This is a genomic window from Fusibacillus kribbianus, assembly GCF_030053595.1.
Taxonomy (GTDB): domain Bacteria; phylum Bacillota; class Clostridia; order Lachnospirales; family Lachnospiraceae; genus Lientehia; species Lientehia kribbiana.
The window spans coordinates 1-22,674 of record NZ_JASGBQ010000032.1; the positions used below are offsets into that span (position 1 = coordinate 1).

Sequence of the window (22,674 nt, forward strand, 5' to 3'; positions counted from 1 at the left end):
GCCAAACCCCGGCCGAGATATCCCAAAATGATATCTGAGCCGGGGTTTCTGAGCTAAAAACGAAGGAGCGTTGCTCCTGACCTACAATCGTTCAGATTTTAGGTCATTCTGCAACACTCCCTTCCTGTATGAAAACTGCTTATATCCTGACAGCCTCAATTCACTGCCGACAGCAGAACCTTATTCCTCCGCAGCCACTTCCACGATGGTCTTCTCAAGGAACTCCTGAACCCGCTGCTGTCTTAAAATATCCTTGAGCATCCGCTCCGGATAAGAGGCCTTGAGCGTATCCAGCGAGATTCCGGTCTGTTCTGCCAGATCCTCAAGTCCCGCCTCGTATTCACTATCGCTCAGGTCCAGATTCTCAGCCTCCACAATCGCCCGGATCAGAAGCTGGGTCTGGGCATTCTGTTTGGAATAATCGTTCAGCTCAGCCATAAACTCTTCTTCCGTGGTACCCATGGTATCCAGATAGGATTCCATTGTCATTCCGTACATGACAAGCGTATTCTCAAACTGATAGAGCTGGTTGTCATTGATGTAAGTGATCAGCTCCTCTGCATCCTTCTTGAAGGTGGTATTGGCAAGGATCTTCTCCCATGCCTCATTGATCCTTGCGGTTTTTGCATCGTCCACCTTGGAGGCAGCCAGATCCTCCTTCAGATATGCCCGGTACTCTTCCACAGTATGATAGGCACCGCCTGTGATCCGCTCCACGAAGGCATCGTTGAGCTCGTTGGGGATCTCCTCCCCCTGTACGTAATTGATCGTAACGGTAAACTCGACTGCCTTGCCGTTAAGCTCCGGCTTCGCGGTGGAATAATCCTCCGGAAAAGTCAGGTTCAGAACTACCGTGTCGCCGATATTCTTTCCGATCAGACCATCCTCAAAGCCGGGAATGAACTGGCCGGAGCCGATGGTCAGGTTAAAGTCAGAACCTGTACCGCCCTCAAAGGCAACCCCATCCATTTTTCCGACGAAATCGATGTTTGCAACATCTCCCTCGGCTACCGTTCCTTCTGTGACCTCCTGATATGCGGGAGCTGCATTCTCAACCTGGGACTGAAGCTCCTCCTCCACCTCTTCATCGGTGACCTCTGTGCTTCTGGCTGCCACCTGGATTCCTTTGTATTCACCAAGCTCCACATAGTCGGCAATGGCACCCAGATCAAAGGCGCTGACATATTCCGGCATCTCGGCCGCTGCATCCGTTTCTTCCGAAGCGCTGCTTTCCGTCTCCACTGCCCCGGTCGTCTCGGCTGTACCTGCATTGTCCTCCGTTTTTTTATTGCCGCAGGCCGCCATGGAAAGTATCATGGCAGCGCCAAGCAGCACTGCAATTCCTTTTTTCATTTCTGTCTTCCTTTCTGCAATTCTTTTTTCAGCGTATCGCGCCCATATTATAGCACATCCGCATATAAATTTCAAATTTTCGTGAAATATTGTGCAAAAAACACTTGTATTTCCCGGAAATCCTGCTATAATGTATATGTGTTCACAGATTTAAAGTAATTCACATATTATTAGAGATTATGTTTACTCGATGGTCTGTAATAATATGTGAATTTTTATTTTTTATATGTGAAAACAGTTGTAACCCCAAATCTATATAAATGGAGGTACCCAAATGAACAACGGTACAGTAAAGTGGTTTAACTCTGAAAAAGGCTACGGCTTCATCACTGCTGAGAGCGGTGAGGATGTATTCGTACATTTCTCCGCAATCACAGGCGAGGGTTTCAAGACTCTTGATGAAGGACAGTCCGTTACCTTTGACATCGTTGAAGGCCCTCGCGGCAAGCAGGCTGCCAACGTTGTAAAGCTGTAATTAAACCAGAACAGGAAAGAGAGCATTTCTTGCTCTCTTTTTTGTTTGCTCCCGTCTGATCCAATCCTCATTTATCAATTCGAAGGGCCAGCTTCAAAAACTCAACGATATCCTCCGTGTCATTTTCCCGGTAAAGGATCTCTCTGGCAAGAAGCGGCCTGTCGGTAATGATATTATCCACCTGAAGGCGTTTCATCCGGTTCAGCTCTCCTTTCGTATTGACGGTCCAGGCATGGACCTCCTTGCCGTAATCGTGGGCACTCCGGACCAGCTTTTCCGTGACAAAGCTGGAACGGATGCTGAAAAAGTCAATATTTTCATCCTCGAAATAATTGCCGTAGGCCGCCGTCAGGATATATCCTGTCATGATATCCGGATTCTGTTCCTTGACCTCCTTCAGATAACGGTAGCTGGTGGAGCTTAGTACCACCTGCGCCTCCATATCATACTCCTCGATCAGAGCCAGCGTCTGTTCCACCAGCGTATCGCTGTAATGGTTTGCCTTCAGCTCGATATTCATGTTGATGCGCCCCTTACAGGTTTCCAGCGCCTCCGCCAGGGTCGGTATGCGGGTTCCCTCGTATTCCCCGGAAAACCAACCTCCGAAATCCATCAGAAGCAGCTCCCCGTAAGTGTAGTCCCACAATTTTCCGTCGACACCGGTGATCCTCTTCAGACTGGCATCGTGATACACGACCACCACATCATCCTTCGTCTCCTGCACATCGATCTCCAGATAATCCGACATGCTCTCAATGGCCGCCTCCATGGCCGGCAGCGTATTTTCCGGCGCCTCAAAGGAATTTCCACGGTGGGAAGTGATCTTCGCCTCGGAGATCATGGAGCTCGGTTTAATCACTCCCGTATAAATACCGTCGTAGGCATAAATTCCCCCGACCACGGCCAGGCAGAATACCACCACAGCTGTAATCACTCTGCGGCTTCCCGCTGAAAGATAATAATGATAGGGCGGGATCTCCCACTGATATTTTTTATCCTGGTACCGGTACAGAAGAAAGGTAAGGCCTCCCACATTGAGGTAAATGCTCACCACCGAAGCGATGCATAATGCTGCCACATCGACACCGCCGCTGACGGTCATGATAAGAGCCAGTTCAGCGGACTTGTCCGCAAACAAAACCACAAGAAGAGCTGCGAGGACCTTAAGAACCAGCTGACTCACATCATAAATGAGCCATGCGATCAGATTGGCGCCGCCAAAAACAAGAACAGAAGAAAGCCATCGCCTGCGCAACACTTCACGGCTCTGACTGCAGGAATCCTTAAAGCTCACATCCCGAAGGGTGGAAACCGCCGGGACAAACAGATAAATAAGGGTGATTCCCAGCATAACAGCCACCAGAACCCACACGATGATCTTCACCACAGGAAACTCCGAAAGCTCCGTAACGATATAACTTAAGGGACGAATGTGCCGGACAAGGCCGATGATGATCCAGCCCTGGGTAAGAAGATAGAAATTTGCATTGAGAAGGTGAACTCTGGCATTTCCCGTCCGAAACAGTTCCACCAGATTTTTCATGCCGAAAAACAGCATTTGCACAGAACTCATTTTTTCCCTGGCTACTCCTGCCTGAAAGGCAGTATAAAGCACACAGATCTCCAGGGTGGCAAAGAACAGACAGAGGACCAGAAAGCCCACCAGCACAAGGATCGTAAAGGGCGACGCGAAAAACCGCAGTGCATTCCCTGCGGTCAGATAGCTGAAACCGGATTTTTTCAGTGCAAAGGATACTCCCCGGCCCGCCGCCTCCATGAGTACGACGGCCGAGAAGATCCGATATAAAAGTTCAAAAACGAGGATACCGCCCCGGTTGACCCGGAGCGAGCCTCTCAAGCTGCGAAACATTCTCCGCATGCCCATCACTCCAGACTACTGGTTTTTCTCCCTGCTCATTTTAAGGGCCCGGGAAAGTTTAATGGGATTTCCATACATCAGCGTGCCCATCCGGTAGATCTTTGCACCGCCCACGGCCGTCACCAGAATGGTTCCAAGAAGAAGGGCCAGAGAAAGTGCCACCTCCCAGACTGCAACGCTTCCCATGGCAACTCTGGCAAACATGGCGTTGGGTGACGTAAACGGAATAAAGGAAAGAACCTTCATCAGCACACCGTCACTGTTCTGCAGATTGAACATGGTCAGCAGAAAGCTGATGATAAACAGAAACTGCAGCGGTCCGGAAGTCCGGCTCACATCCTCCGTTTTCGACACCAGTGCACCCAGAACGCCATAGCAGAAGGCGTACAGAATGTAACCAAGAACGCCGAATACGGCAAAGGTCAAAAGCACCGGAGCCGGAATCTGAAGCACAAAATCCAGCATGCCGTTCCACGCCTCCCGGTTGAACCGATAGGCTGCCAGCGCCGCACCGATGATGATCCCCGTCTGCAGAAAGCTTGCAGCCGTTCCTGCCAGGACCTTTCCGAAGATCAGGCTGTTGCTGGAGGTACTGGTCACCAGAACCTCCATGGCCCGGTTGCTCTTTTCCTGGGCAATGGACACTGCCACAGAAGCCCCATATATCAACACCATAAAATATAACACAAAAATCAGTAAATAGGTATACAGAAAATTCTGTACGCTGTCTTTTCCCAGGACAACCGTTTCTGATTCCATGGGCGTTCCGTAAATAGCCTCCACCACGCTGCCGTCCGCATGGATCCTGGCAAACTCACTCTGGCGGAACAGATATCCAAGAAGCTCGTCAAAGCTCTCCCCCACCGAATCGCTGAAGCTCCTGTTTTTCACATAGTATCGATAATTCGTCGGAGAATATACTGCAAAGCCGCAGACTGATTCCCCGCTGTCCTCCACAAGATCTGTAAGCTCCTCCTCCGAGGATACCTTCCGGATCTGCGCCGCAGGAAAAATCTGCTTCACAGACTCCTCGCCCACGATTTCCTCTGCGTCCCAGAGGCAGATGGTTCCCTCATACCCGTTGACTGCCACCGATGCTGCCGGTCCTGAAAGAGGCGCCAAAGCTTCTTCCCCAGCCTGGTAACCCTCACTCACTTCGCCGCGTTTCAGGCCCGGGATCAGACCGGACAGGTCAATAAAGGAAGGAAGACTCAGAAGTACTGCAAACAACAGGGCAAAACCCAGACTGATGCCGATAAAGGATTTCGTTTTTACATATCCCAGAAATTCATGCTTCCACACAATTCCAAATTGTCTCATGCCTCATCACCTGCCTTCGCAACAAAAATATCATTTAAGGACGGCTCATAATTTCCCACCTGGGCCACATCGATATCAGACTGGGACAGTGCCGCCAAAAGCTGTTTTTTTGCATCGGAGCATGCTCCCTCCAGAATCAGATACTCTTTTCGGACCTGAACCACCTTCACCAGCTCTGCGAACTTCTCCGTGATCCGCTCTGCCAGTGCCTCCGGCCGGTAATTGACCGCTGACAGAGTCAGACGGTTCTGGCCTGCTTCATGCTTGATCTGCTTCAGATTTCCGTTAAGGACGATCTCCCCATGATTGATAATGGCGATCTCCTCACAGAACTCCTCCACATATCCCATTTGGTGGCTGGAAAAGATCACAAGCCGGCTGAGTCCGATCTGTTCCCGCACCACATCCTTCAAGATCTGAGAATTGACCGGATCCAGACCCGAAAAGGGCTCATCCAGAATAATAATGTCCGGATTGCAGATCAGCGTCTGCGCCAGCTGGACCTTCTGCTGGTTTCCCTTTGACAAAGTCTCCAGCTTTCTGTCGGCGTATTCGCCGATCTCAAGCCGCTCCAGCCATTCCTTCCCGCTCCGTCTGGCCTCCCTGGTTCCCATTCCCCGGAGATTTGCCAGGTATACCATCTGCTCCAGCACCTTTTTCTTGGGGTAAAGCCCCCGCTCCTCCGGAAGGTACCCGATTTTATAATCCTTCGGCACAAATTTTTTTCCATCCATCAGAACCTCACCGGCGTTGGGGCGGAACACATCCATCAGCACCCGGATCGTTGTCGTCTTTCCTGCTCCGTTCCTTCCCAGAAGGCCCAGCGCCCGGCCGTTTTCCACCTCAAAGGAAATGCCGTGAAGGACCTCGGTATCACCGAAGCTTTTTCTGATATCTCTTACTTCCAGCTTCATCTTCTTCTCCTTTATCCCACAAAATATCCCACCAGGCCGCCGATGATTCCCCCGGCCAGCCCGGCGATCACCATCATCACAGCCATTCCGCCGAAGGCCGACGTGATCCGGATGCCGCCGGATTCATTTAAGGGAACTGCCCCGGACGATGCCTTTGCCCGGTACAGAATGTTGCGGCTTTCCACCGCTCCCACAAACTCCCAGCCCGCACTCTCCGCCTCCTGAAGGCTCTGTACCTGCCAGTCGTTGTTCCTTTCCTCCCAGTCACGGCTGTCCTTAAACACGCTGCTTCCCGCCTTTTTCCGCCGTTTGTTGGTCAGATGCCTGCTGTCCATCATGTAGACCATATCTTCCGGCTCTCCGCAGGCGAAGGTAAAGCGGAAGATCCGCATATTTTTAATATGGTATCCCGCCGCCGACTGCTCCGAAAGATACTTTTCCAGGCCGCCGATGGTCAGAATAAATTTTCTTCTGACAACACTGTCCTTCTTTCCATAAATAGCCTTCCACTCCTCCAGGGAATATCGAAGCTCCCTCTCGTAAAGCCTGCTCCACCGGAACAGAACTATACAAATAAACATGCAGAATGCGGTGTAGCCCATGACAAATACAGGAAACCAGCCAACCCCGGACTCATCGGGGATCAGGTAAAACAGAATCCCCATTACCTGCATGAGCAGCGTCAGACCAAGAAAAATGTGGAGCTTATCGGCAAACATTCCCTTGTAATGCTCTGCCCTGCGCATTCTGTCCTCGCTGCTGTCATAAAACTCGTTGGCAGCTCCTTCCTCCCAGGGCTTTGTCAGGTAATAATTCTGCCCCTCGTCATGGCAGACCAGACTCCAGCCTGTTTCCTCCGCCATATCCAGAAAATCCGCCTTCTGTTCAATTTCCCGTCGGGTGGGATTCTTCGGCAGATCGAACCGGTCCACATCATAGGCCATATGCCTGGGCTCTCCCTTTTCAAAGGTATAACGGATGCCCATACGGATATCCTTCAGAAACCACCCCTCCATGGACATCTCTTCCAGCCAGGCCCTCTCGGCCATCAGGCTGGTGATCCATTTCGTAACCTTCTTTATCTCTCTCGTTTCATTTTCCATCGTTGTCCCTCCCCTGTAATATTTCCAATCCGTTCCGGAGCTGATAGCTCAGCCGCTCCGTCTCCAAAAGGAGCATTTCCCGTCCCGCCTCCGTGATACCGTAAGTCTTTTTTCCATTCTCCTGCGAGACAATGGAAATAAGCCCGTCCTCCGCAAGCCTCCCGGTCATCGTGTACAGGGTACCTGTTCCCAGCCGGATCCGTCCTTCCGTCAGTTCGCTGACAAACTGCATGATCGCATAGCCATGCCGCGGCTCTGTCACTGCCAGAAGAGTATAATAGGTCGTCTCTGTCATCGGCCTGTACTTTTTAAGAAGTGCCTCTGTCAACATATGGTTCTCTCCTTCTAAAATCCCTGCATAACATCACAGGTCATTCTGTCGAGGGTCGATATGTCGCGGCTCGACATATCGTCCATCGACAGATTAGCACAGAAGCAAGCCGCTGTCAACTGTTTTCTACTGTTCGGTTTTCAGGCTGGCCCTTGACTTTATTTCTGTTTCATATTATGGTATTGGGATAGTGAGGGTCTTATGGTTAAAAAAATAAAAATTCATTATTGTATCATTGCAATACTCAGCAGCAGCTTTCTTGCCTTCGGCATGTACAATGTCCACGCCCTTTCCGGCGTCACCGAGGGCGGCATTCTGGGGCTTACGCTGCTGTTTCATAACTGGTTCGGCATTTCCCCTGCCATTTCAGGCTTTGTCATGAATTTCGCCTGTTATCTGCTGGGCTGGCGGCTTCTCGGCCGGCAGTTTGTGGTTTATTCTGCCTTTTCGGCCACGGGCTATTCGGTCGCCTACAGAATCTGTGAGCAGTTTGAGCCGCTCTGGCCGCAGCTCTATGACATGCCGCTTCTGGCAGCCGTCATCGGCGCTCTGTTTGTCGGCATCGGTGCGGGCATCTGTGTCCGCATCGGCGGCGCAGTCGGCGGGGATGACGCCCTTGTCATGAGTCTGGCCCATGTGACTCATCTGAGCATCCAGTGGCTTTATCTGATCTGCGACCTGGTGGTGCTGGTGCTTTCCATCACCTATATCCCCATCCGCCGTCTCATCTACTCTCTTCTGACGGTAATCCTGTCGGGCCAGATCGTGGGGCTGATCCAGCGGATACGCCTTCCCGGATCGGGCAAAGGGGAAAAAGGAAAAAAAGGTGGCCCGGATATCCACAAATGATATCTGAATCGGGTTTTGGGATAAAAAAAAGCGAAGGAACTGTTGCACAATCATCTGAAATCATAAATTCCGGACAGGTGCAACCTTCCTTCGTTTTATTTTAGTATATCTGCAGCACCCTGCAGGTCACTTCTTCCGCCTACAGCCGCTTTACCGAATCCCGTTTCAGCAGGCGGCTCTCCATGATCAGCCGTTTCTGTTCCGGCCGCCGGCCCCGCAGAAGCTCCAGGAGTACCCTGGCTCCCTCCCGGCCCATCTCGATGGTCGGCCGCTCGATGACAGTCACTGCCGGTACTGAATAGCGGGCCAGCAGATGATCGTCAAATGCCGCCAGGGAAATCTCCCGGCCGGCCCGCATGCCGCGGCCGGCCAGCGCCTTCATGCAGCCGATGCAGGTCAGATTGTTGACGGCCACCACTCCCGTAGGCCGGATCTCCTCCGGCAGATCGAGAAGCCTCTCCATCCCGCGGCTTCCCGTATCCTCAAAGTGGACGCCGGGAACCATCAGCCGCTTGTCCACCGGAATTCCGTAAGCCTTCAGGGCCTCCAGATAGCCCGCCACCCTCTGGCCGCTGGCCGTCTCATCGGGAAGGCCGCCCACCAAAGCAATTTTTCTGTGTCCGTTTTTGATGAGTTCCTCCGTTAAAAGAAAGGTTCCGCCGGCATTGTCGATTTCAATGGTATAATAATCCTCCTGGGGCCGGTAAACGTCCACCAGAACCAGCGGTTTTTCCCATCTGCCGTAATCCATCCGGTCCGGATTGGCCGGAACCACAAGGATCCCTTCGGCCAGCTTGGAAAACCGCCGGTACAGATTCTCAAAATCCTCCTCTCCGAAATCCTTTGTGGAACAGATCAGCATGGTATAGCCCTGCTCCTTCAGATATTCCTCTGCCCCCTGGATCACCGAACCGTTAAAATCGTTGGTGAAATCCGGCACTGCCATGAGGACCGTTTTTGTCTGGCCGGTGACCATGGATACGGCCAGAACATTCTGTACATAGCCCAGCTCCTCAACTGCCTCCCGGACCTTCTTTTCTGTCCTGGGACTGACCTTGTCGAGGCCGTTCAACACTCGCGATACGGTGGAAATGGCCACCCCTGCCCGTTTTGCCACATCCTTGATGGTGATGTCCTTTCGGATTTTCTCCCGTTCCATCGGCGCATCCCTTCCTCTCTGCCAGATTTTCATTGACCCTTATACCAATCTGTGATAAAATAATATAGAGAAAAATAAAAACGTTTTTATTTTTTGTTATTATACAATGGGAAGGAGATTTTTACAATGGCAAAACCGAAAATTCTTGTGGTGGGAAGCTTTGTCATGGACCAGATCGCGACCACAACCGTATTCCCGAGAGAGGGACAGACCGTTCTCGGAGGAACCTTTACAAAGGCTCCCGGCGGCAAGGGTGCAAACCAGGCAGTGCAGATGGCACGCCTCGGCGCTGATGTGACCATGGTAGGAAAGCTTGGACGCGACAGCAATGGGGAAGATATGGTTCGTACCTGCAAGGAGGCCGGCATCAACACCGATTATGTTCTTTATGATGATACGCTTCCCTCCGGCTGCAGCGTGATTATCCTGGAGGAGGCTCCCGGCAAGCAGACCGTGAACCGTATCATCGTGCTGTCCGGCTCCAACATGAGCATCACGCCCGACGATGTGGCATTTTTAAAGGAGAAGGTTGCAGAATTTGATTTAGTCGTACTCCAGCTGGAGATCCCCATGGAGATCAATGAGCTGGTGGCCGCCTACGCATACGAGAAGGGGGTTCCCGTTATGCTCAATTCCGCGCCCAGCGCTCCTTTATCCGACGAGCTTCTGTCTCACCTGACCTACATCTCTCCCAACGAGCATGAGGCCTTTGACATGGTCGGCATCCAGATCAGCCATTCCGGCAAAGACGTGAATATGGACGAGGCAAAGGCTGCCACCGCCGCCCTCAAGGCCAAGGGGGTAAAGAATGTACTCATTACCCTCGGGGAATCCGGTGCTGTTCTTGATACGGAAAAAGACGGCTTCTTCTACAGCCCCTGCGTAGACGGCATCATGGCCGTTGACCCGACGGCTGCCGGAGATTCCTTTGTCGGCGCTCTGTCTGTAGGCCTTTCCTGCGGCTGGGGCTACGAGGAGACCCTTCGGTTCGCCAACCATACGGCCGGACTGACCGTGTCCGCCATGGGCGCAATGCCTTCTCTTCCGACTCTTGACCGGGTGGAGGCCTTCCTTAAGGAAAAGACCGGTGCCGCTCCCGACACCTCCGTTCTGAAATAGCAGGGATTCATATTAAAGGAGTTTATACTATGGACGCAAAATGCAAAGAAGCGTATGACGTTTTCCTGGATACAGTGAAGACAGATTTGAGTGAATTTATTGATCATATGGATTATTCCGAGATCGAGGACGCTGCCGATCTGATCGTGGAAGCCCAGAAACAGGGCGGCCGGGTCCACATTTCCGGCATCGGCAAGCCCGGACACATTTCCGGTTATATTGCCTCCCTCATGTCCTCCACCGGAAATCCCGCCTATTTCCTTCACGGCACAGAGGCAGTGCACGGCTCCTGCGGACAGCTGGTCCGCGGCGACGTGGTCATCTTCATTTCCAACAGCGGGGAGACGGCAGAAATGCGCTCCACTGTCCTGGCGGTGAAAAACAACGGCTGCAGCGTGATCGGAGTCAGTGGAAATCCCGATTCCTGGCTGGCCAAGGAGAGTGCTGTTCACATCTTTGCCGGAGTCAAAAAAGAGGGCGGCCCCATGGGCCGGGCACCCCGTATGTCCATTCTGGCTGAGACTCTGGTGCTCCAGGCCTTAAGCGTGGCCCTTCAGGCCCATAAGGAGGTCACTCCTCAACAGTACGTAAAATGGCATCCCGGCGGAGCTTTGGGAAAGCTTCGCGATGACGAAAAATAATCTATTAGGGGGGTTTTAATCATGCTTACAACAACCTGTATTCATCCCGGTATCATGAAGGCTCTGTCCCTGTGCGGACATGGCAGCAAGGTGCTCATTGCCGACGGCAATTATCCTCTGGCAGATAAAAGCGGCAATGCCGAGAAGGTTTATCTCGGTGTAATGCCCGGTCTTCCCACTGTCACAGATGTGCTGAAGGCCGTTCATTCCGTCGTGGAGATCGAAAAAGCCGAGGTCATGGTTCCCGGCGACGGCACCACTCCTGAAATCTTTAAGGAGTTTGAAGAGGAGCTTGGGCTTCCCCTCTCCGGCGTGGGCCGCTTCGAGTATTATGACATCTGCTGCGAACCGAATGTGGTTCTTGCCATTTCCACCGGCGAAAAGAGAGTATTTGCCAATATTCTTCTGACCATCGGCTGCGCATAAGCGCAGACACAAAAACGCCCGTCTCCATCAGCCGCAGAAACAGCTTCTGCCTGCCCGGAGACGGGCATTTTTCATTTAATCAGATTCGATACAGACCGATCCCCATTTTCCAGAACTGCCGGCCGCCTTCCTCCGGCAGCTTAAGGACCACTGCCAGCCCCTAGGCCGCCAGCGGCATCACCGTATACTGGGCAATGCACCCGATGATCACTCCGATATACACTGCCATGGCCACCAGCACATCCTTCTCCACCCGTTCCACCGGCTGCATGGTCAGAGCATCCACCACTGACACATAATCGACTCTTGCCAAAGGCTCCGCTTCTATGACCGCTCTCATTTCCTTTAAAACGGCTTCGCTTTCGCAGCCGGTGCGGATCACCTCCTGTCCCCGTTTCACCGCTCTGGAAAGACAAAGAGCCGCTTTTCTCTCTTCGTCATTCAGATATGTATTTCTGGAGGATTTTGCGAGGCCATCCGCCTCTCTGACGATGGGACAGCCCACGATCTCAACATCAAAATTCAGGTCCCGGACCATTTTGCGGATGATCGCCAACTGCTGCGCATCCTTCTGCCCGAAATAGGCCTTATCCGGCGCTGCAATGTGAAACAGCTTGGATACCACGGTGCATACACCTTTAAAATGGATGGGCCTTGTTTTTCCGCAAAGGGTATCGGAGAGCGTATGGATGCTCACATAGGCACAGGGATCCTGGTACATTTCCTCCGGCTGAGGATTAAAGATCAGATCTGCGCCCATTTTTTCGCAAAGGGCACAGTCCCGCTCAAAATCTCTCGGATATGCCTCCAGATCCTCGTTTGGTCCGAACTGGGTCGGATTGACAAAATCGGAAACCACCACGATATCATTTTCTTCCCTGCATTTTCTGATCAGGCTTGCATGACCCTCATGGAGAAAGCCCATGGTCGGCACAAGTCCGATGGTCTTTCCCTCCCGTTTCCACTGCTTCACCAGGCTTCTCGTTGCTTCTACTGTTTTTGTTACCTGCATGTTTTTTCCTCTCTTTCAGACTGAATTGCACGGCGCACCTGTCAATGGACGCCCGCGGGCTGGATTTGGAGATAGTTGTTTTCTGACTGCACTGTTCTTTCATGTCTCTCAGCAAACCATGCTTTTCATAGCTGGTAATCCGGCTGATCCTGTTCTCCTCATCCACAAAAACAACTGCAGGTTTCTGTGCTTTCGCCTCCTCCGGCTCATAATTCCCATAAGCCATAATAATGATCTTGTCTCCGGCGTTTACGCATCTGGCAGCTGCTCCGTTTAAACAGATCATGCCGCTTCCGCGCTCTCCGCAGATGGTGTAGGTCTCGAATCTGCTGCCGTTGTTTACATCCACGATCTGGACCTTTTCATATTCCAGAATTCCGGCAGCGTCCAAAAGCTCCTCATCCACCGTGATACTGCCCACGTAATCCAGTTCCGCCTGGATCACGGTGGCACGGTGAATCTTTCCTTTTAACATTTCTACTGTCATTTCATACTTCCTTTCCCTGAAATAAAAAGAAAAAAGCATTTTCCGGGCATACTGCGCCCCTGAAAACGCCATCCTTCATTCCGTATTTTCCGAGTCTTATTTTTGTTAAAATATAAGCTCCTGTTTTTCTGTATGAAATTTCAGTGCAGCAGACAGAGTATAGTTTCCTGTCAAATACTATCTCCGGGTGCCATTATATCACAGTTTCAGTAAAAAGGGAGAGGATTTTTCCAAAAACAGGGCTGCCGGTTTTCCTCGGCAGCCCTGTTTCTTCTCTTCTGCTGTTTAATAATTTTCAGTCTTTCTCTCAAAATAAGCCTGCGGATGGGCACATGCGGGGCACACATCCGGAGCCTCGTCTCCATAATGAACATAACCGCAGTTGCGGCACTTCCAGCCCTTGGGGGCATCTCCGCTGAAGGTCTTTCCTTCCTGAAGGCTCGCCAGAAGCTTGTTGTATCTGGCCTCATGGGCGGCTTCCACGCTGGCGATCAGTTCAAATTTCACAGCCAGCTCCTCGAAGCCCTCTTCTCTGGCCTCGGCTGCCATACGCTTGTACATATCAGTCCATTCTTCCCGCTCTCCGGCAGCGGCGTCCAGCAGATTCTCTTCAGGAGTTCCGATTCCGTGAAATTCCTTAAACCAGAGCTTTGCATGCTCCTTTTCCTGATCTGCCGTCTCCTGGAACAGCGCAGCCATCTGCTCATATCCTGCCTTCTTGGCAGCGGAAGCATAAAAAGTATACTTATTTCTTGCCTGGGATTCACCGGCAAACGCTTCCATTAAGTTTTTCTCTGTTTTTGTTCCTGCATACTTGGACATTTGATTTCCTCCCCGTCATTAATTAATAATAATAATTGTTACTATATTTAATATAATATCATTTTCTGGTTTTGTCAAGAAAAACTTGCAGATTATTTTTCACAGCTCTTGACTCTCCCGAATATATGTTGTAATATCAGTATATGCTTAATGTAGTATTTAAAACTACATGATGTGTTAGGAGGCATCATTATGAATCATCTGAAACCGAAAGATCCCGGCAGCGCCATTACTCATTTCATCGGCTGGCTAATGGCAGTATTTTCTGCTCTGCCTCTTCTCATACGCGCCGCCAAAGCACCGGATAAGCTTCATATCATCTGCCTGGCGGTCTTCATCGTCAGCATGATCCTTCTCTACGCTGCCAGCACCGTTTACCACACCCTGGACATCTCTCCCAGGGTCAACCGGATCCTGCGGAAAATCGACCATATGATGATCTTCATTTTAATTGCCGGGACTTATACGCCGGTCTGCGTCATTGTCATCGGCGGTCGTCAGGGATTTCTCCTTCTGGCTCTCATCTGGACCATTGCCCTGGCCGGCATCCTCATCAAGGCGTTCTGGATCACCTGCCCCAAATGGTTTTCCTCCGCGCTCTATATCGGAATGGGCTGGGTCTGTGTGCTTTCCTTTACCCGGCTTCTGTCAAATCTTTCCCCGGCAGCCTTCGGCTGGCTCCTGGCCGGCGGCATCATTTACACCATGGGCGGCGTGATCTATGCCTTGAAGCTTCCCATTTTCAATGCCCGTCACAGGTGCTTCGGTTCCCATGAAATTTTCCATCTGTTTGTCATGGCCGGAAGCTTCTGCCATTTTATGCTCATGTACCGGTTTGTGGCCTTCATGCCTCTGTAGGCTTCCAGTCCCGGATCAGTGCCAGCTTGTCCTTCCGTGACAGCTTTTTAATGGCTGCCTCGCGGCTCATAGCCGCCTCTCTGGTAGAAAAGACTTCCCAATATACAAGCTCCACCGGCCCGCGCCCTCTGGTATATTTTGCTCCACGGCCGGACTGGTGGGCAGCCACCCGCTCCGCCAGACGGTTTGTCCAGCCTGTATAAAGGCTTCCATCCCCACAGCGGAGGATATACGTATAGTTTTTTCCGGAATCTCCGGCTGTCTCTTTTTCTTTTTTCATCTGATTTTCTTATCCCGCCTCTTCTGTATTTTCAGGCTATGTAAGCGTGCGGAACCCGCACGCCATCTATGATAATGCGCCGGACCTGGGAGCGGACCTGCCGCTCCCGGTACTTTTGAAAATTATCAGGAAAAGCCTGTGATTTGCCGTCCGGCGCCTGCTGTCTGCTTTCTTCGCTTTCCCGTCTATAATTTATCTTATGCAGATTTCTCTGTTTTGTCTACCGGATTTCCCACAAATGCTCTCACACCGCCTCCTCCACCTGCTTCAGCACCAAAAGCCGTTTTCCCGGAGACAGAGTATCCTCAGACAGCTCGTTGAGCTTTCTCAGAGAATCCACAGAGGCGTGGAATTTTTTCGCGATTTTCCACAAAGTATCCTCAGGCTGGACCGCGTAAACCACAATTCCGGGAAGCTTCTGGATCCTGTCCAGATCGAGAGGCTCCTCCGTGATTCCGGTGATCAGCTGTTCCTTTAACTGCTTTCTTACAAGCATATCAAAAAGGACCACTGCCTTCACCTCGATCTCTCCGCCTCCCAGCATGACTGCGCCCAGCTGTTCCAGCCCTGTATTCAGCTGATACATGCACTGTTCATTCATGCCGCGGGCCTCCGCCTTATACTGGAACGGAATGACTCCCTTCATGGACTGGAGCGGACAGCTGTCGCTGTCAGTCATATAAAGGATCTTGAGACAAAGAGCACCTTCCAGCAGAAGTCCTCCTTCCACCGGCTTTTTATCATCCACCCGGACCACTCCGTCCACATGGCAGATCTGCAGGATATTGTCCTGTGATCCGCTTTTCAGCCGTTCTGTCAGGCGGGTCCTGGAGCTGTTCTTCACCACGATCTCTTCCACCTGGGAAGGCAGATACTCCGGTGAAAGCTCCTTTGCCGGTGAATACACATCGCTCACCACCTGAATAGTCTCCTCCTCATAAAGCTTGATATCCAGCTCCATTACCACATCCAGGGCAATGCTTCTGTTTTCCCCGTCGAAATCCGGCTGAATATCCATCTGGCAATGGCCCAGCCTTGCGGTGATCTCCGGATACATATCCTCTGCGGCATCAGGAAGCTCTACGGATCCCGCAAAGGGAATTTCCTTTTCCAGCCACTGGGGCGGGATGTGGGCCTCCGGCCCCCGATACACACAGAATACATGGAGATTTCCCTGAATACTCAGCTGTCCGTCCATAGGTCTGATCTGCACATTCCGCAGACGGCACTGATTCCACAAAAGCTCCTCAATGTCCGGCTGGCTTCCCGAAAGCCCGATTTCCTCCTTCAGCCGGTATGTATCCTTCTGGCAGACTGCTGTCTGGGCCGCCCGGATCACGCGCATAAGCACTTCCACCGGAGCCTCGTCGGTCACCTCCGTCACCGCCGTCTCCTCGTCGATCCCCTCCACATTCAGCCGAAAGGTAAGGATCGCCTTCACATTGATTTTCCGGGAATGGATCAGTTCTATGGTCAGATCCTCGATTTCCGCTTCTGCCTGCAGGTAATCCTTGTCGGCGAGCTCCGGCACATTCACATACTCATCGAAGGGAATGGTTCCCTGCATGGCATGGAGACCGCCACCCTCCGCCGGATGGTAAAGGAGCCGGTAATGGAGCTTTCCTCTGAGCTCCGCCTTTTCCGCCAGCCTCCGCACCTCTTCAATTTCCACGTCTCCGTCATCCAGAATAATTTTCTCAATATCCGGTTTCACATCGGGCACAATGAAATCGTCATCCATGGTAATCTGCGAGATCGCCCTTTTCTTCAGCCTGCACATGCGTATACTTTTCTTTGTCAGTTCCATGGCTTCCTCCTACAAAAACACCACTGGCTCTTCCCGATAGGGAAGCTTCAGAACAAGGTAAGGATAGGACGGCGTCTTCGATACCTCTTCTCCCTGGGACGGGCCCATGGACTCTGTCTCCAGGCAGATGGAGCCGCCCTCCAGATACAGATCCCTGACAGAAATGCTGTAGCCTCCCGTCTCCTGTTTTCCCAGTCCCACCACCAGATAAAGAGCTCCGTCCAGAACATACGTCAGCTTGAATTCCGCCTGCTTCTTTTCTTCAATAATAGTTTTGAGCTCCGGCGGAAGCTGTCCCTCCTCCATCACTTCATAATCCAGAGGTTCCCGGTCTCCTTTTCCCCCGCCCTTTCCGCAGCCGGAAATAAGCAGCAGCAAAAGAAATAAAAGGAGCAGAACGCCCCACCTTCCCCTGTTTCCTGTCCGTATTTTCATCGCCATTCGTCCTCCTCGGCCATTCTCCTTCTAATGTATGCACAGGAAGCAGGAGCTATGCCTGAAGTGCCGGATCCGGCCACGAAAAAAAGGTGTAACCCCATGTGACTGAGGTTACACCACAATTTCTAAGATGTTAAATCTTATAACATTTTCTGGATCATCGCCAGTACTTCTTTTCCGAATTTCTCGGATTTCTCATCGGCATCGGCGAGGGAGGTACCCTTCACGCCATAGTAGAACTTCACCTTGGGCTCCGTACCGGAAGGTCTCACGCACAGCCATGCGTCATCGCTCAGGTCATAATAGAGCACGTTGGAGGAAGGAAGACCGGTGGAGGTCACAGCGCCGGTAGCCATATCCACTACCGTATCCTTCTGATAATCCCTTGCAGAAAGCACCTTGTAGCCGGCCACCTCTGTGGGGGTATTGTTCCGAAGAGTCTCAAGGATCTCCTTAATCTTTGCCAGTCCCTCAATGCCTGCCAGCGTAATGGACTGAACGCCGTCCTTATAGTAGCCATAGCGCTCATACATGGCGATCATGGCATCCCAGAGAGTCATGTTCTTTGTCTTATAATACGCCGCCGCCTCGCAGAGGGCCATGGTCGCCACGATGGCGTCCTTGTCTCTCGCATGGGTTCCGATGAGGCAGCCGTAGCTCTCCTCGAAGCCGAACAGATAAGTACCCTTGCCGGACTGCTCAAAGCCAAGGATCTGCTGGCCAATGTACTTGAATCCGGTCAGCACCTCGATGAGCTTCACGCCGTAATACTTGGCAATGGCATCCGCCAGATTGGAGGTCACGATAGTCTTGATGAGCGCACCGTCCTCCGGAAGTCCGGAAAGCTCCTTCGTCTGGCCGATCTCATAATCCGCCAGCAGACAGCCGGACATATTTCCTGTCAGAGTGATATATTCGCCGCTTTTTGCATCCTTCACATAAACACCAAGACGGTCTGCATCGGGGTCGGTGGCCAGCACCAGATCCGCATCCTTTTCCCTGGCCAGCTTAAGAGCCAGGGTAAAGGCCTCCGCTGCCTCCGGGTTGGGGTAGCTCACTGTCGGGAACTCACCATCAGGAAGCTCCTGCTCAGGAACCACATAAACATTCTCAAAGCCCAGCTCCTTCAATACACGGCGTGCAGGAATGTTGCCCGTGCCGTGAAGAGGGGTATAAACGATCTTCAGATTTTTGCCTTCTGCCTCAATGCTGTCCCAGTGCTTCACCTGTTTTTTCAGCTCCGCAATGTAGGAGTCATCGATGGCCTGTCCAATGGTCTCATAGAGTCCGGCTGCCTTCGCCGCCTCCTTGTCCATGGTCTTCATGGAAGCGAAGTCGGTCACAGCCTTTACCTCTGCCATAATGCCGGTGTCATGGGGCGGTGTGATCTGCGCGCCGTCCTCCCAGTATACCTTGTAGCCGTTGTACTCCGGCGGATTATGGCTGGCAGTAATATTGATGCCTGCAATGCAGCCAAGGGTCCGGACCGCATAGGAAAGCTCCGGTGTCGGTCTCAGAGACTCAAATACATACGCCTTAATGCCGTTGGCTGCCAGGCAAAGAGCCGCCTCATCGGCAAACTCCGGAGACATCCTCCGGGAATCGAACGCGATGGCTACGCCCTTTTTGGCGCCGCCTGCCTTGATGATGTAATTGGCCAGTCCCTGGGTTGCTTTTCTCACCGTATAGATATTCATACGGTTGATGCCTGCGCCGATAATGCCGCGCAGTCCTGCCGTTCCGAAGGACAGTTCTGTGTAAAAGCGCTCCTTAATCTCGTTTTCGTCATCCTTGATCTCCTGAAGCTCTGCCTTCGTCCTGTCATCAATATAAGGATTTGTCAGCCACTCCTCATATGTCTTACGGTAATCCATGTAATACCCTCCCTGCAGCGGATATTTTCCGGCCTGACGGCCGGATTTCCACCTCCGCCATATTTGATTTTATTATAATATATCAGCCGGTAAAATTCAATAAAGAATCCCCATTGCTTTTCGTTCCAATTCCTTTAAAAACAGGTTTCTGGCCTCAAACTGGCTTTCCAGTGCCTTAAGCTTATCGATATTTCTGGCCGGGATCCATGCCTTGTTGGAATTGACATAATAATTCATCTGCTTCCAGTATTTTTCCGGATACAAAAACAGGATATACAGATAGCTCCATTCCTTTCTCGTGAGCGGAAGAACCGCCGTGTAGGCATCCAGAAGCTGTCTGGCAAGCCTCAGATTAAAGCGGTGTTTTTCAAGGATCTTCCTCATAAAATAATACAGATCCGACACCTGAATGCCATAGTGCATTCTGGAAAAATCCGTAATTGCCCGGACACCGGTTCCCAGCAGTACATGATGATGGCTGTATTCCCCGTGGCACCACCAGCTTTTTGGCATTGTATCCAGGGAAACTGCCAGTTCTGCCGCCTCCTCCGCCTGCCGGTAGAATTTTTCAAAGCCTCCGATGACCAGAAGCTCAAATTCCGTTTTCTTCCTTCTGGATTTCACAAAAGTCCGTGTCCTCTTAAGCTCCCGGTTATGACGGCGGAATACTTCTCCAAAAGCTTCCGGTGAAATTTCTCCGTATTCCTCGGGACTGTCAGCTCCGTCTTCCAAAGAGGCTTTTTCTGTTTCCGGGCTGGCCTCTTCGCCCTTCTCTTCTGTTCCGGGACTGATTTCGGGCGCATCAGAATTCGATTTCTCCGCTTCCGCGTTCTCCCGGCGTGCCTCTACCCTCCTTCTGTCCAGGATATGCTCCTCCTCCAGTCTCCGAAGGGCAAGATGCAGCTTCGCCAGAAGCTCCGCCGCCCGAAGGATCTCCCCTGTCTCCCTGGTGCTGCATTCCTTTCCCTCATACCAGTTTCGCACCACATACCTGGTATGATCCTCGTCAACACAGACCAGAGCTCCCTCCCGATTGCGGATACAGCAGTCCACCTGGAGGCCGGTCTCTTCTTCCAGTGCCGACAGCACCTCGTATTCCAGCTGAATCCTTCTGTCTGAGCCGGTCCATTCCTTCAGAAGCTTTAGTCCCCGATCTGTTTCACATAAGACTGCCCCTCTGGTCCGGCAGGTTTTTATTACCTCCAGCTCATACTGCGTAAGTACGCCGGTTCCTCGTTCATTCACATCCACCCCTCCAAATGACTGATAAAATCTTCTGAAAACTGGCTACTTCTATCCTATGAAAATAACGACAGGAACATGAATGGATTTTGTAGTTTTCATTTCGGGAACTTTGTGCTATACTTTCGTTAAAGCATGAAGTTTATTTTCTGCGCGCTGACAGCGCTTCTGATCTCATTTCTGCCCTCGGGCATCTACCCGAAACTCTCAATGCTTCCAATAACCTACAACCGCAGAGAGGTTTCGAAGGAAAGACCCGGCGGACGGTGTCGGGATCCGGTATGGGATTTCTCTGCCCCAAAAAGGAGGCAGAAAAGGCAGAAGCTGAGCTGGCCCGTTTGAAAGAAATGTTAAACAGAAAGGCAGATCAATCATGAAACAGTTGAACTGGGGAATTATGGGACTGGGCAATATCGCCCGTGAATTTGCAGACAATATGAGAAAGCTTCATCCCATCTACGCAGCCGCGTCAAGGAATCCTGATTCGGCACTGGCCTTCCAGAAGGAATACGGCGTGGAAAAGGCTTACGGTTCCTACGAGGAACTGCTTTCCGATCCGAAGGTGGACATTGTTTACATTGCCACCGTCAACAGCCAGCATTATACATGTATCATGGCCTGCCTCGAACATGACAAACACGTTCTCTGCGAAAAGGCTATCTGGGGTAATTATGAAGAAATGAAAACCGCCTGTGCTCTGGCAAAGGAAAAGGGACTTCTTCTCTGCGAAGGCATGACCATCTTCCACATGCCGATTTTCAAGGAGATCAAAAAAATGATCGCAGACGGAAAGCTGGGAAAGATCAAATTTGTGGAAGCTGAGCTGGGCAGCCTGAAGGAGGATGATCCCACCAACCGGTTCTTCAATCCGGATCTGGGCGGCGGCGCCATGCTGGATATCGGCACCTACGGTCTGTCCTTCGTCACCTATTTCCTGAACGGAACCATTACAGATATGGCCCATCTCATGAGCCCCTATCCCACAGGCGTGGACGAAATGTGGAACATCGCCCTGAAAACAGATGAGTTGGAGATCGGAAGCGTCAACCTGACCTTCCGGGCCAAGCTTCCCAAGAGAGGAATCATCGCCGGAGAAAAGGCCTATATCACGGTCATGAACTACGTCCGGGCAGAAAAGGCCACTCTTGTCTACCCCGACGGCCGGGAAGAGGTTCTGGAGGCCGGCGAAACAGCCAAAGCCATGCAGTATGAGATTCTGGATATTGAGGAAGCCGTGTCATCCGGAGATTACTCCTGCGCATTCATGGACTACACCATGAAGGTCGTGGAGCTGATTGACCAGCTGCTGGAGGCAGAGAATGTGTAACCACTCATAGCATTGCAATTATTTGCTTCACAAAAGGAGTGCTGCTCCTGACCCGAAATCATTCAGATTTCAGGTCAGTGTGCAGCACTCCTTTAAATCTCATCTCTATCCTACAGAACCTTGGGCTCCGGAACAGCCGCATTCATCGGCTGAGGCCGCCCCTCGATCCACTGGATTGCCTTCTTCGGGCATTTCTCAGCACAGGTACCGCAGCCGTTACACTTGGTGTAATCGATCACGGCCACATTGTTCTCCACGGCGATGGCACCATTGGGACAATTCTTTGCACAGAGACCACAGCCGATGCATCCAACCTTGCAGGCCTTATTGACAGCAGCGCCCTTTTCCTTATTGGCACATTTCACTGCCGGCTGGCTGGCGATCGTCTTCATCTTAATCACACCACGGGGACATACCGTCGTGCACACCGTACAGCCGGTGCATTTTGTCCGGTCCACCTTTGCAACACCGTCCACCACGTGAATGGCATCAAATTTGCAGACACGGGTACAGTCTCCGAGACCAAGACAGCCGAAGGAGCATGCGCTGGGGCCCCCGGCAATTCCTGCCGCAGCCGCACAGGTCTGAAGTCCCTGGTAGTCGAACCGCTTCCCACAATTTTCTCCGCCTGCACAGGCCACATAGGCTCTCAGGCTGGGACGGTCGCCCTCGGCCTGTCCCATGATGCGGTTAATGGCATCTGCCGCCTTGTCTCCGCCGGGCGCACATTTGAAGGTGGGCGCTCCGTTCTTAACAATGGCCTCCGCATAATCGGCACAGCCTGCATAGCCGCAGCCGCCGCAGTTGGCGCCGGCCAGGCACTCTGTAACCTCGGCAATTCGGGGGTCTTCATATACAGCCATGAATTTGGAAGCCAGCACCAGAATGACGCCGCCGGCAAGTCCCAAAATGCCAAGTACAATTACTGCAAATAAAACAGGACTCATTTTTCCTCCCC

General features: G+C 51.9%; 22 protein-coding genes and 1 pseudogene. 7 read left to right on the forward strand and 16 right to left on the reverse strand.

Annotation, left to right across the window (positions count from 1 at the left end):
* Positions 1-180: 180 nt before the first annotated feature.
* Positions 181-1,353, reverse strand: coding sequence for a trigger factor (tig, locus tag QJ036_RS12910; protein WP_283231783.1), 1,173 nt, complete (start codon positions 1,351-1,353; stop codon positions 181-183).
* A gap of 274 nt (positions 1,354-1,627) precedes the next feature.
* Between tig and QJ036_RS12915 the strand changes: the two genes are divergently transcribed.
* A complete protein-coding gene (locus tag QJ036_RS12915) occupies positions 1,628-1,828 on the forward strand; it encodes a cold-shock protein (protein WP_283231784.1) in 201 nt (66 codons plus the stop codon).
* 67 nt (positions 1,829-1,895) lie between these two features.
* Here QJ036_RS12915 and QJ036_RS12920 read toward each other — a convergent pair whose 3' ends face one another.
* The 5 genes from QJ036_RS12920 to QJ036_RS12940 are packed head-to-tail and all read right to left on the reverse strand — an operon-like array spanning position 1,896 to position 7,375.
* Positions 1,896-3,707 (reverse strand): glycerophosphodiester phosphodiesterase, encoded by a 1,812-nt coding sequence (locus QJ036_RS12920; RefSeq protein WP_283231785.1) that lies wholly within the window; start codon positions 3,705-3,707, stop codon positions 1,896-1,898.
* 15 nt (positions 3,708-3,722) lie between these two features.
* Positions 3,723-5,027 carry an ABC transporter permease gene (locus tag QJ036_RS12925; protein WP_283231786.1) on the reverse strand — a complete coding sequence of 435 codons (1,305 nt, stop codon included), beginning with the start codon at positions 5,025-5,027 and terminating at the stop codon, positions 3,723-3,725.
* Positions 5,024-5,941: an ABC transporter ATP-binding protein gene (locus tag QJ036_RS12930; RefSeq protein ID WP_283231787.1), complete on the reverse strand. Its 918-nt coding sequence runs from the start codon at positions 5,939-5,941 to the stop codon at positions 5,024-5,026. Before QJ036_RS12930 ends, QJ036_RS12925 begins: the two co-directional genes overlap by 4 nt.
* Positions 5,942-5,952: 11 nt before the next feature.
* Positions 5,953-7,044, reverse strand: a complete 1,092-nt coding sequence (locus tag QJ036_RS12935) for a DUF2812 domain-containing protein (RefSeq protein ID WP_283231788.1) — start codon at positions 7,042-7,044, stop codon at positions 5,953-5,955.
* The gene (locus QJ036_RS12940) at positions 7,034-7,375 is read right to left on the reverse strand and encodes a PadR family transcriptional regulator (RefSeq protein WP_283231789.1); all 342 of its coding nucleotides are present in this window, start codon (positions 7,373-7,375) and stop codon (positions 7,034-7,036) included. Before QJ036_RS12940 ends, QJ036_RS12935 begins: the two co-directional genes overlap by 11 nt.
* Before the next feature lie 201 nt (positions 7,376-7,576).
* Between QJ036_RS12940 and QJ036_RS12945 the strand changes: the two genes are divergently transcribed.
* On the forward strand, positions 7,577-8,224 hold the full coding sequence (locus QJ036_RS12945) for a YitT family protein (protein WP_283231790.1): 648 nt from the start codon (positions 7,577-7,579) through the stop codon (positions 8,222-8,224).
* Between the two features lie 139 nt (positions 8,225-8,363).
* Here QJ036_RS12945 and QJ036_RS12950 read toward each other — a convergent pair whose 3' ends face one another.
* Positions 8,364-9,383 (reverse strand): LacI family DNA-binding transcriptional regulator, encoded by a 1,020-nt coding sequence (locus QJ036_RS12950; protein WP_283231791.1) that lies wholly within the window; start codon positions 9,381-9,383, stop codon positions 8,364-8,366.
* Positions 9,384-9,509: 126 nt separating this feature from the next.
* Between QJ036_RS12950 and QJ036_RS12955 the strand changes: the two genes are divergently transcribed.
* The 3 genes from QJ036_RS12955 to QJ036_RS12965 are packed head-to-tail and all read left to right on the forward strand — an operon-like array spanning position 9,510 to position 11,569.
* Positions 9,510-10,502: a ribokinase gene (locus QJ036_RS12955; RefSeq protein ID WP_283231792.1), complete on the forward strand. Its 993-nt coding sequence runs from the start codon at positions 9,510-9,512 to the stop codon at positions 10,500-10,502.
* A 29-nt stretch (positions 10,503-10,531) separates the two neighbouring features.
* Positions 10,532-11,143 (forward strand): SIS domain-containing protein, encoded by a 612-nt coding sequence (locus QJ036_RS12960; protein WP_283231793.1) that lies wholly within the window; start codon positions 10,532-10,534, stop codon positions 11,141-11,143.
* Between the two features lie 21 nt (positions 11,144-11,164).
* Positions 11,165-11,569, forward strand: coding sequence for an RbsD/FucU family protein (locus QJ036_RS12965; protein ID WP_283231794.1), 405 nt, complete (start codon positions 11,165-11,167; stop codon positions 11,567-11,569).
* A 160-nt stretch (positions 11,570-11,729) separates the two neighbouring features.
* Here QJ036_RS12965 and panC read toward each other — a convergent pair whose 3' ends face one another.
* From panC to rbr, 3 genes and pseudogenes are all read right to left on the reverse strand, one after another.
* Positions 11,730-12,581, reverse strand: a complete 852-nt coding sequence (panC, locus tag QJ036_RS12970) for a pantoate--beta-alanine ligase (protein ID WP_283231795.1) — start codon at positions 12,579-12,581, stop codon at positions 11,730-11,732.
* A gap of 100 nt (positions 12,582-12,681) precedes the next feature.
* Positions 12,682-13,068: pseudogene (gene panD, locus QJ036_RS12975) on the reverse strand (aspartate 1-decarboxylase); the annotation flags it as partial.
* 285 nt (positions 13,069-13,353) lie between these two features.
* Positions 13,354-13,890, reverse strand: a complete 537-nt coding sequence (rbr, locus tag QJ036_RS12980) for a rubrerythrin (protein ID WP_283231796.1) — start codon at positions 13,888-13,890, stop codon at positions 13,354-13,356.
* Positions 13,891-14,082: 192 nt separating this feature from the next.
* Here rbr and trhA point away from each other — a divergent pair, with 192 nt between their 5' ends.
* A complete protein-coding gene (trhA, locus tag QJ036_RS12985; protein WP_283231797.1) occupies positions 14,083-14,748 on the forward strand; it encodes a PAQR family membrane homeostasis protein TrhA in 666 nt (221 codons plus the stop codon).
* Here trhA and QJ036_RS12990 read toward each other — a convergent pair.
* From QJ036_RS12990 to QJ036_RS13010, 5 genes are all read right to left on the reverse strand, one after another.
* Positions 14,735-15,028 carry a GIY-YIG nuclease family protein gene (locus QJ036_RS12990; protein ID WP_283231798.1) on the reverse strand — a complete coding sequence of 98 codons (294 nt, stop codon included), beginning with the start codon at positions 15,026-15,028 and terminating at the stop codon, positions 14,735-14,737. The two genes, trhA and QJ036_RS12990, sit on opposite strands and share 14 nt — an antisense overlap.
* A 244-nt stretch (positions 15,029-15,272) precedes the next feature.
* On the reverse strand, positions 15,273-16,835 hold the full coding sequence (locus tag QJ036_RS12995) for a DUF3794 and LysM peptidoglycan-binding domain-containing protein (protein ID WP_283231799.1): 1,563 nt from the start codon (positions 16,833-16,835) through the stop codon (positions 15,273-15,275).
* A gap of 9 nt (positions 16,836-16,844) precedes the next feature.
* On the reverse strand, positions 16,845-17,276 hold the full coding sequence (locus QJ036_RS13000) for a protease complex subunit PrcB family protein (RefSeq protein ID WP_283231800.1): 432 nt from the start codon (positions 17,274-17,276) through the stop codon (positions 16,845-16,847).
* 137 nt (positions 17,277-17,413) lie between these two features.
* Positions 17,414-19,147 (reverse strand): phospho-sugar mutase, encoded by a 1,734-nt coding sequence (locus QJ036_RS13005; RefSeq protein WP_283231801.1) that lies wholly within the window; start codon positions 19,145-19,147, stop codon positions 17,414-17,416.
* 96 nt (positions 19,148-19,243) lie between these two features.
* Positions 19,244-20,392: a phosphotransferase gene (locus tag QJ036_RS13010; RefSeq protein ID WP_283231802.1), complete on the reverse strand. Its 1,149-nt coding sequence runs from the start codon at positions 20,390-20,392 to the stop codon at positions 19,244-19,246.
* A gap of 370 nt (positions 20,393-20,762) precedes the next feature.
* Between QJ036_RS13010 and QJ036_RS13015 the strand changes: the two genes are divergently transcribed.
* Positions 20,763-21,716: a Gfo/Idh/MocA family protein gene (locus tag QJ036_RS13015; RefSeq protein WP_283231803.1), complete on the forward strand. Its 954-nt coding sequence runs from the start codon at positions 20,763-20,765 to the stop codon at positions 21,714-21,716.
* A 110-nt stretch (positions 21,717-21,826) separates the two neighbouring features.
* Here QJ036_RS13015 and QJ036_RS13020 read toward each other — a convergent pair whose 3' ends face one another.
* Entirely contained in the window at positions 21,827-22,663 is an 837-nt protein-coding gene (locus QJ036_RS13020) for an RnfABCDGE type electron transport complex subunit B (RefSeq protein WP_283231804.1), read from the reverse strand.
* Between the last annotated feature and the right edge of the window lie 11 nt (positions 22,664-22,674).